General features: G+C 70.6%; 7 protein-coding genes. All 7 read left to right on the top strand.

Annotation, left to right across the window (positions count from 1 at the left end):
* Positions 1 to 21 precede the first annotated feature (21 nt).
* Positions 22 to 321: an NADH-quinone oxidoreductase subunit NuoK gene (nuoK, locus tag VGD70_RS35785; protein WP_331089412.1), complete on the top strand. Its 300-nt coding sequence runs from the start codon at positions 22 to 24 to the stop codon at positions 319 to 321.
* Positions 322 to 331: 10 nt separating this feature from the next.
* Positions 332 to 583, top strand: coding sequence for a hypothetical protein (locus VGD70_RS35780; protein WP_331089408.1), 252 nt, complete (start codon positions 332 to 334; stop codon positions 581 to 583).
* Positions 584 to 648: 65 nt separating this feature from the next.
* Entirely contained in the window at positions 649 to 2,559 is a 1,911-nt protein-coding gene (nuoL, locus tag VGD70_RS35775) for an NADH-quinone oxidoreductase subunit L (RefSeq protein WP_331089410.1), read from the top strand.
* Entirely contained in the window at positions 2,556 to 4,169 is a 1,614-nt protein-coding gene (locus VGD70_RS35770; protein WP_331089406.1) for an NADH-quinone oxidoreductase subunit M, read from the top strand. Before nuoL ends, VGD70_RS35770 begins: the two co-directional genes overlap by 4 nt.
* Before the next feature lie 19 nt (positions 4,170 to 4,188).
* Positions 4,189 to 5,787: an NADH-quinone oxidoreductase subunit NuoN gene (gene nuoN, locus VGD70_RS35765; RefSeq protein WP_331089404.1), complete on the top strand. Its 1,599-nt coding sequence runs from the start codon at positions 4,189 to 4,191 to the stop codon at positions 5,785 to 5,787.
* 217 nt (positions 5,788 to 6,004) lie between these two features.
* Positions 6,005 to 7,033, top strand: coding sequence for a polyprenyl synthetase family protein (locus VGD70_RS35760; protein WP_331089403.1), 1,029 nt, complete (start codon positions 6,005 to 6,007; stop codon positions 7,031 to 7,033).
* A gap of 129 nt (positions 7,034 to 7,162) precedes the next feature.
* The gene (locus VGD70_RS35755; protein ID WP_331089402.1) at positions 7,163 to 8,731 is read left to right on the top strand and encodes a hypothetical protein; all 1,569 of its coding nucleotides are present in this window, start codon (positions 7,163 to 7,165) and stop codon (positions 8,729 to 8,731) included.
* Positions 8,732 to 8,960: the final 229 nt, after the last annotated feature.

The raw sequence follows: 8,960 nt of genomic DNA, 5'->3' as shown, positions 1-8,960 counted from the left end.
CACCCGGGAAGGGGAGTCATCGTGACCCCGACCGTCTACCTGCTGCTCTCCGCGCTGCTGTTCACCATCGGCGCGGTCGGGGTCCTGGTGCGGCGCAACGCCATCGTGGTGTTCATGTGCATCGAGCTGATGCTGAACGCGGTGAACCTGTCGCTGGTCACCTTCGCCCGGATCAACGGCTCGCTGGACGGCCAGATCATGGCCTTCTTCGTGATGGTGGTCGCCGCCGCCGAGGTCGTGGTCGGCCTCGCGATCATCATGTCGATCTTCCGTACCCGCCGCTCGGCCTCGGTCGACGATTCCAACCTGCTGAAGTACTGAGGACGGCGTCGTGACAGTGAACCTGGCCGGGGTGAGCTCCGGCGCGACGCCGGCGACGCCGGTGCTGTTCGGCGCCGGTCTGGTGTTCGTCGCGGCGGAATGGCTCGACATCAGCGACCACGGCGCTCCGGTCACGGAGTGGCCGGTCATCCTTCTCGAACTGCTGGCCGCCGCGGCGATCGTGGCGTCGGTGGTCCGGATACGGCGCGCGCAGGGCGGGCTCGAGCCGCGCCTGCCCGAGCATGAGGAGAACTTCGCGTGACCACATCCGTTGGCGCGTCGGCCGTCTCGGCACTGGCCGACGCGCAGGTGCACGAGGCGTCCGGCCTGGCCGGCTCGGCATGGCTGCTGATCCTGTTCCCGGTGATCGGCGCGGCCGTGCTGCTGCTCGGCGGCAAGCGCACCGACGCGTGGGGCCACCTGCTCGGCTGCCTCACGGTCATCGCGTCCTTCGGCTACGGCCTGCTGCTGTTCTTCTCCAGCACCGGCCTGGCGGCGAGCGAGCGGGTCCAGAACGTCTCGTTGTTCGACTGGATCCCCGTCGACCAGCTGCAGGTCGAGTTCGGGCTGCGCATCGACCCGCTGTCGATCAGCTTCGTGCTGCTGATCACCGGCGTCGGCGCGCTGATCCACCTCTACTCGGTCGGCTACATGGCCGACGACCCCAACCGGCGCCGCTTCTTCGGGTACTTCAACCTGTTCGTCGCCGCGATGCTCATCCTGGTGCTGGGCAACGGGTTCGTGACGCTCTACCTCGGCTGGGAGGGCGTGGGCCTCGCGTCGTACCTGCTCATCGGCTGGTACACCGACCGCCCGTCGGCGGCCACCGCGGCCAAGAAGGCGTTCCTGATGAACCGGGTCGGCGACGTCGGCCTGGCGCTCGCGATCTTCATCATGTTCTCCGAGCTCGGCACCACCCAGTACACCGAGGTGTTCGCCAACCTCGACCAGCTCTCGCCGGCCACGATCACCGCGCTGACGCTGCTGCTCCTGCTCGGCGCCTGCGGCAAGTCCGGCCAGTTCCCGCTGCAGTCGTGGTTGCCCGACGCGATGGAGGGCCCGACCCCGGTCTCGGCCCTGATCCACGCGGCGACGATGGTGACCGCGGGCGTGTACCTGGTCGCCCGGTCGAACCCGATCTACACGCTGAGCGCGGACGGCCGGCTGGTCGTGGTGATCATCGGCACGATCACGCTGCTGATCGGGTCGGTCATCGGCTGCGCATACGACGACATCAAGAAAGTGCTCGCGTACTCCACGGTCAGCCAGATCGGCTACATGATGCTCGCCGTCGGCCTCGGCCCGGTCGGGTTCGCGCTCGGCATCATGCACCTGCTCACGCACGGCTTCTTCAAGGCGGGACTCTTCCTCGGCGCCGGGTCGGTCATGCACGCCATGAACGACGAGGTCGACATGCGCAAGTACGGCGGGCTCGCGCGGATCATGCCGTGGACGTTCGGCACGTTCGCGCTGGGCTACCTCGCGCTGATCGGCATCCCGCCGTTCTCCGGCTTCTTCTCCAAGGACGCCATCATCGAGGCGGCCTTCGGCCAGGACGGCTGGCGCGGCTGGGTGTTCGGCGGCGCGGCGCTGCTGGGTGCGGGGCTCACCGCGTTCTACATGACCCGCCTGGTGCTGATGACGTTCTTCGGCAAGCAGCGGTGGAAGGAGCTCAAGTCCGCCGACGGGCGCGACTTCCATCCGCACGAGTCGCCGCCGGTCATGTGGGTGCCGATGGTCGTGCTGGCGATCGGCTCGGTCGGCGCCGGCTGGTTCTTCTCCAGCGGCCACCGGCTGGCCGACTGGCTGAGCCCCTCGCTCGGCCCGCTGGAGGAGGTTCAGCACACGGTCCTCGACCACAGCCTCATCCCGTGGCTCACCGTCGGCCTGTCGCTGCTCGGCGTGCTGATCGCCTACCTGGTCGTGGGCCGGCGCGACGTGCCGGTGGTCAAGCCGGAGCCGGTGTCCTTCCCGGTCCGCGCGGCTCGCAAGGACCTGTACGGAAACGCGCTCAACGAGACACTGGTCGCCCGGCCGGGCACCTGGCTCGCCCGCGCGCTGGTCTACGTGGACAACAAGGGAGTTGACGGGCTGGTGAACGGCATCGCCGCCGCGCTCGGCGGCAGTTCCGGCCGATTGCGCCGCCTGCAGACCGGGTTCGTGCGCTCCTACGCGGCCACGATGCTCGGCGGCTCGATCCTCGTCCTGGTGGCATTCCTGGCGGTGAGGTACGCATGACCTCTTCCTCTTCCGGTGCGGCCCTGCTCGTCGCGCTCCTGCTGATCCCGCTCGTGGGCGCCGTCGTGGTGGCCTTCCTGCGGGACAACGACACGCTCGCCAAGCAGGTGGCACTCGGCTTCTCGATCGTCGAGTTCGCGGTCGCGATCGCGTCCTGGGTCGCCTACGACCCGGCCGGCGCGCGGCTGCAGCAGTCCTTCTCGGTCGACTGGATCCCGGCGTTCGGCGTGCACCTGTCGTTCGGCATCGACGGCATCGCGCTCGTGATGATCGCGGTGATCGGGTTGCTGGTGCCGTTGGTGATCGGCGCGGGCTGGGCGGAGAAGCTGCCCGCCGAGCGCAGTGCCGGCGGGTTCCTGTCGCTGATCCTGCTGCAGCAGGCGATCACCGTCGGGGTGTTCGCGGCCACCGACGTGTTCGTGTTCTACGTGCTGTTCGAGATCATGCTGATCCCGATGTACTTCCTGATCGGCTCCTACGGCGGGCCGCGCAGGCAGTACGCCGCGGTGAAGTTCTTCCTGTACTCCTTCCTCGGCGGCCTGATCATGCTGGCCTCGGCGATCGGCGCCTACTCGATGGCGACCGACAAGCTGGGCTCCGGCACGTTCGACTGGGCCACGCTGGTGCGGGTGGTCTCCGACGCGCCGCTGTCGAACCAGATCTGGATCTTCCTCGGCTTCTTCCTGGCGTTCGCGGTGAAGGCGCCGCTGGTGCCGCTGCACACCTGGCTGCCGGACGCGGCCGCCGAGGCGCCGATCGGCGTCGCGGTGCTGCTGGTCGGCGTCCTGGACAAGGTCGGCACGTTCGGCTTCCTGCGCTACCTGCTGCCGATGACCCCCGACGCCAGCAAGACCCTCGCGCCGCTGGTCCTGGTGATGGGGATCGCCGGCATCCTCTATGGGGCGCTGCTCGCCACCGGGCAGCGGGACATGAAGCGGTTCATCGCCTACGTCTCGATCGCCCACTTCGGCTTCATCGCGCTGGGGATCTTCGCGTTCTCCACGCAGTCCGAGGTCGGCGCGGTGTCCTACATGGTCAACCACTCGATCTCCACCGGCATGCTGATCCTGGTGATCGGCATGGTCATCGCCCGCGGCGGCTCCACGCTGATCGCGGACTACGGCGGGATGGCCAAGCTCACCCCGGTACTCGCCGGCGTGTTCCTGATCGCCGGCCTGTCGACGCTGTCGCTGCCCGGCACCAACTCGTTCATCAGCGAGTTCCTGGTGCTGATCGGCTCCTACGGCAACGAGCCGGTCTACACGATTCTCGCCACCGTCGGCATGATCCTCGCCGCGCTGTACGTGCTGTGGCTCTACCAGCGGGTGTTCCACGGGCCGGTGCGCGGCAGCGCGCTGCTCGACGAGGAGCTGCTCCCGGGCTCTGCCGGCGGCACGAGCGCGGGCGGCGCCGGCACCACGACGATGGTCGCGCCCGAGGTGGGGGCCCGCAAGGCGGTCCGCGACCTGACCGGCCGGGAGAAGCTCGTGCTCGCCCCGCTGCTGGTGCTGGTGGTGGGCATCGGGTTCTACCCGGCGCCGGTGCTCGACGTGATCACCCCGACGGTCGAGGCCACCCTGAGCTCTGTGTTCCCGGACGGAGGCAACTGAGTTGTCCGCACTGGCTTCTGTGGTCACGCTCGCCCAGAACGCGCCGGCGAAGGAGACGCTGACACCGATCGACTACCCGGCGATCCTGCCGGTGTTGATCATCCTCGGCGCGGCCTGCGTCGGCGTGCTGCTCGAGGCGTTCCTGCCGCGACACCAGCGCTGGTCGGCGCAGGTGTTCCTCACGCTGCTGGCGCTGGTCGGCGCGGGCCTCGCGCTCACCGTGTACGTCACCAACGCGCCCGCCCAGGGTGAGGTGACCCTGGGCGGCACGATCGCGGTCGACCGGCCGGCCCTGTTCCTGTGGGGCACGCTGCTGGCGCTCGCGCTCGGCGCGGTGCTGATGATCGCGGACCGCTCGGTCGAGCCGGGCGGCGCGTTCGTGGCGCAGGCGGCGATCCGGCCGGGCACCGTGCAGGACCGCGAGCAGCGGCTCGGCGCGCACCCGAACCGGCGGGACGCGGCGCGGTACCAGATGCAGACCGAGGTCTTCCCGCTGACGCTGTTCGCGCTCGGCGGCATGATGGTGTTCTGCTCGGCGAACGACCTGCTGACGATGTTCGTGGCGCTCGAGGTGCTGAGCCTGCCGCTGTACATCATGTGCGGTCTCGCCCGGCGGCGCCGGCTGCTGTCCCAGGAGGCGGCGGTCAAGTACTTCCTCCTTGGCGCGTTCGCCTCGGCGTTCTTCCTCTACGGCCTCGCGCTGCTGTACGGCTACGCGGGTTCGGTGCGGCTGGCCGACATCGCCAACGCGGCGGCCGGCTCGGACCGGTCGGACACGCTGCTCTTCGGTGGCATGGCGCTGCTGATCGTCGGCCTGCTGTTCAAGGGCTCGGTCGGCCCGTTCCACGCGTGGACGCCGGATGTCTACCAGGGCGCGCCGACGCCGATCACCGCGTTCATGGCGGCGTGCACGAAGGTCGCGGCGTTCGGCGGGATCCTGCGCGTGCTGTCGGTCGGCCTGGAGTCGACGAGCTGGGAGTGGCGCGGCGTGCTGTGGGGGGTCGCGATCGTGTCGATGGTCATCGGCGCGGTACTGGGCCTCACGCAGACCGACATCAAGCGGATGATCGCGTACTCCTCGGTGGCGCACGCGGGCTTCCTGCTGATCGGCGCGATCGTGCTCACGCCGCAGGGCGTCTCGTCGACGCTGTTCTACCTGCTGGCCTACGGCTTCACGACGATAGCCACGTTCGGCGTGATCTCCCTGGTGCGCGACGCGGACGGCGAGGCGTCGCACCTGTCGCAGTGGGCCGGCCTGGCCAAGCGGTCGCCCTTGGTGGCCGGCGTCTTCACGTTCCTCCTGCTGGCGCTGGCCGGTATCCCGTTGACGTCCGGGTTCATCGGCAAGTTCGTCGTGTTCTCGGCGGCCTTGTCGGACGGGATGGCGCCGCTGGTGGTCATCGCCCTGGTCGCGTCCGCGGTGGCGGCGTTCTTCTACCTGCGGGTGATCGTGCTGATGTACTTCAGCGAGCCGGCGCCGGACGGGCCTACGGTCACGGTGCCTGGGGCGTTCACGACGGCGGCCATCACGTTGGGGGTCGTGGTCACGCTGCTGCTGGGGCTGATTCCGGCGTTCGCGCTCGACTGGGCGAACGCGGGGAATTTCGCCCTGCAGTGAGGGTTGTCGCTGCTGGCGTCTGGTTCGTCGGCCGGGGCGCTGCTTCGTCAGGAACAAGCCCCTCGTACCGCGCCGCCGTCTGGAGCGAGCCTCTTGTGCTGCTCGCTTCGCGTCGCTCCGGGTGAGCATCGCCACCCGGAGCGGCTCTCGTGGCGTGGCTGAAAGCGCTGGATATTAGGCTGAGAACCCAGGAAGTCGAGTGGGGAGCGATGCCGACGTGACAGCCGATCCAGCCGTGCCGCGGCTGCCTGCCTCGCTCGGGCTCGACCGGGCCGATCCCGAGCTCGTCGACGCCGTGGGCAATGGGATGGTCAAGGTCGAGGAGCTGCTGCGCACCATCGTGCGCAGTGACGTGCAGTTCGTCGACGAAGCGGCCACGCATCTGGTCAAGGCCGGTGGCAAACGCTTCCGCCCGCTCTTCACCCTGCTCTCCGCCGCCGTCTCCGGGCGGGTCACCGACGACGTCATCACCGCCGCGGCCGCCGTGGAGCTCGTGCACCTCGCCACGCTCTACCACGACGACGTCATGGACGAGGCCACCATGCGGCGCGGCGAGGCCAGCGTCAACGCGCGCTGGGACAACACCATCGCCATCCTCACCGGCGACTTCCTCTTCGCGCACGCCTCCGCGCTCGTCGCCGACCTCGGCAGCTCCGCGGCGCGGATCATCGCCGAGACCATGGGGGAGCTGGTGACCGGGCAGATGCGGGAGACCGTCGGCCCGCTCGACGGCGACGACCCCGTCGTGCACTACCTCGCGGTCATCGGGCAGAAGACCGGCTCGCTCATCGCCACCGCGGGCCGCTACGGCGGGATGTTCTCCGGCGCCCCGGCCGAGCACGTCGAGGCCCTGCACCGCTTCGGCGAGCTGATCGGCACCGCGTTCCAGATCTCCGACGACATCATCGACATCGCCTCACCCGCCGACGAGTCCGGCAAGACCCCGGGCACCGACCTTCGCGAGGGCGTCCTCACCCTGCCGATGCTCTACGCCCTGTCACCGGAGTACACCGGCGGCGAACCCGACCCCAGACTGCGCGAGCTGCTCGCCGCCCCCGTCACCGACGACGACCTCGTCGACGAGGCGTTGACGCTGCTCAGGAAGTCGCCCGGCCTCGAGCAGGCCGTTCGCACGCTCACCGAGTACGCCGACCGCGCGCGCGCCGAGCTGGTGTCGCTGCCCGAGTGCCCCGCGCGGGAGGCACTGGACATGCTGGCACGCTACGTGGTAGCTCGTACCCGGTGAGCAACGGCACAGTGGTCACTCAGTGCCGGGGTCGCCGAACCGACCGGCTGGTGCCGGTCGCCACACCGGCCGCAGTAGCCTGAGCACCGCTTGCATGCGTCGACGCGGCGCGCGGAGGGAGTAAAACCCATGCCGATCTTTGGGCAGGTCTGGTTGTGGAGTTCGCTGGCCTTCCTGCTCGGAGCCCTGCTCTGCTGGGCGCTGGTGGCTCTTCCGGCCCGCAGACGGGTCGGTGAGCTCGAGTCCGAGCTGGCCGCGCGTGCCCGCCGGCAGCCCGAGCGGTATGAGCCCCGCCGTCGCCAGCTCGACGACGAGGAGCTCGAGGTCCGCCGTGCCCTGGCCCGGGCCACCCGCGACGACGACGCGGCCGAGCCGCTCACCCGGGCCTACGCGCTGCCCGACACTCCGGCGGAACGGTCGGCGGGCCGGATGCGCTCGGTGCCCGAGCCGGCCGGCATGCGCAGCGACCTCATCGGCGGCGGGCTCGTCGCGCCCCCGGAGACCGACACCGACACCGAGCTCGCGGACGGCCCGCACGCCGCGGCCACCCAGTACCTCAACGTCGGCTCCGGCTCGCTGGGCTCGGCGCTCGAGGCGCCGCCGGAGGTGCCGGCCGAGCAGGACAACCGCGGCTGGTTCGACAACCCGGCCGAGGGCGGCGACGCGGAGGGCGCCACCCCGGCGCCGGGCGAGATCGACGGCCGCCTGGTCGACGACGACGGCGACGATCCGGACGACGACGGCGGCACGGTCTTCACCCAGCGCACCCGCCCGATCCCGGGCGAGGTGATCCGGCAGATCGACGAGGCCGGCAAGGCCGAGGCCGCGCACGCGCTGGCCGACGAGCCCGCCGACGCGCTCGTGGACGACCTCGCCGACGAGCCGGAGCACCGCGCGCCCGGGCACCGCGGGCTTGAGCACCGCCGGCCCGGGCGCCGTTCGTTCGGGGACCGTTCGTTCGAGGACCGCGAGCCCGCCCACCAGCAGGCCGAGCAGACCGTCGAGGCCGAGCCGGTCGACGCGCCGAGCCAACACGACGACCCGTTCGCCGCGGCGGAGGTAACCTCGCTGCTGACGCCGGAGCCCGAGCCGACGGGGACGGCTCCGGCGCACGGCGGGCACGGCCAGACCGAGGTCATGCCCGCCCAGACCACCGAGGCGCAGACCGAGGTGGTCTCCACCCGCGGGCGGCGTTCCGCCGCCGGCGATCACAGCCGACGGGGGGCTGAGGACCCCGAGATCATGCCGGGGGTCACCGTCCACGCCAAGCCTGCCAAGAGCCCATTACCCAAGCGCGTGCCCAGCAAGCCGCAGCGCCGCACGCCGTTCGGGGTCCAGACCACCTCGCCGGCCGAGTCCGTGGCCGACGCGGGGGGAACCGCCGGCGAGACCGCGGCCGCCAGCGCCGAGCCGACCCGCTCGCTGTTCGAGCCGATCGTGCCCGCCGGCGACGCGCCCGCGGTGCCCCCGCCCCCGCACCGGATGCGGGAGGGCAACGGCCACGGCCCGTTCGGACCCGGCTCGGCCATGCCGTTGCCGGGCGGCGCGTCACCGTCGCCGGAGTACACGATCAAGGCCAGCGTGAGCGCGTTGCGCTACTGCACGCCGGAGTCGCCGCAGTTCGGCCGCACAGTGGCCGAGGTGTGGTTCAAGAGCCCGGCGGACGCCGAACGGGTCGGATTCCGCCCGGTCGGCTGACTCGGTAACCGCGCGATGCGCCCAGAGTGACGCCGGGAACAAGGCCGATCACCCGTTGCCCTATTCTTCTCGCCACATCGGTGATCGTGACTCAGCCGGAGACCGCCATTCGCTAGGAGGCAGGCGCCGTGAAGTGGTTGAAGCGACTGTTCGGGAAGCGCACGTCGGCCGCGGAGCAGGCCGCCCCGTCCACGCCTGCGCCAGCAGCCGCGACACCGGCCACCGAGCC

The organism is Actinophytocola sp. (genome assembly GCF_036402745.1).
GTDB lineage: Bacteria > Actinomycetota > Actinomycetes > Mycobacteriales > Pseudonocardiaceae > Actinophytocola.
This window is presented reverse-complemented; position numbering and strand designations above follow the sequence as displayed.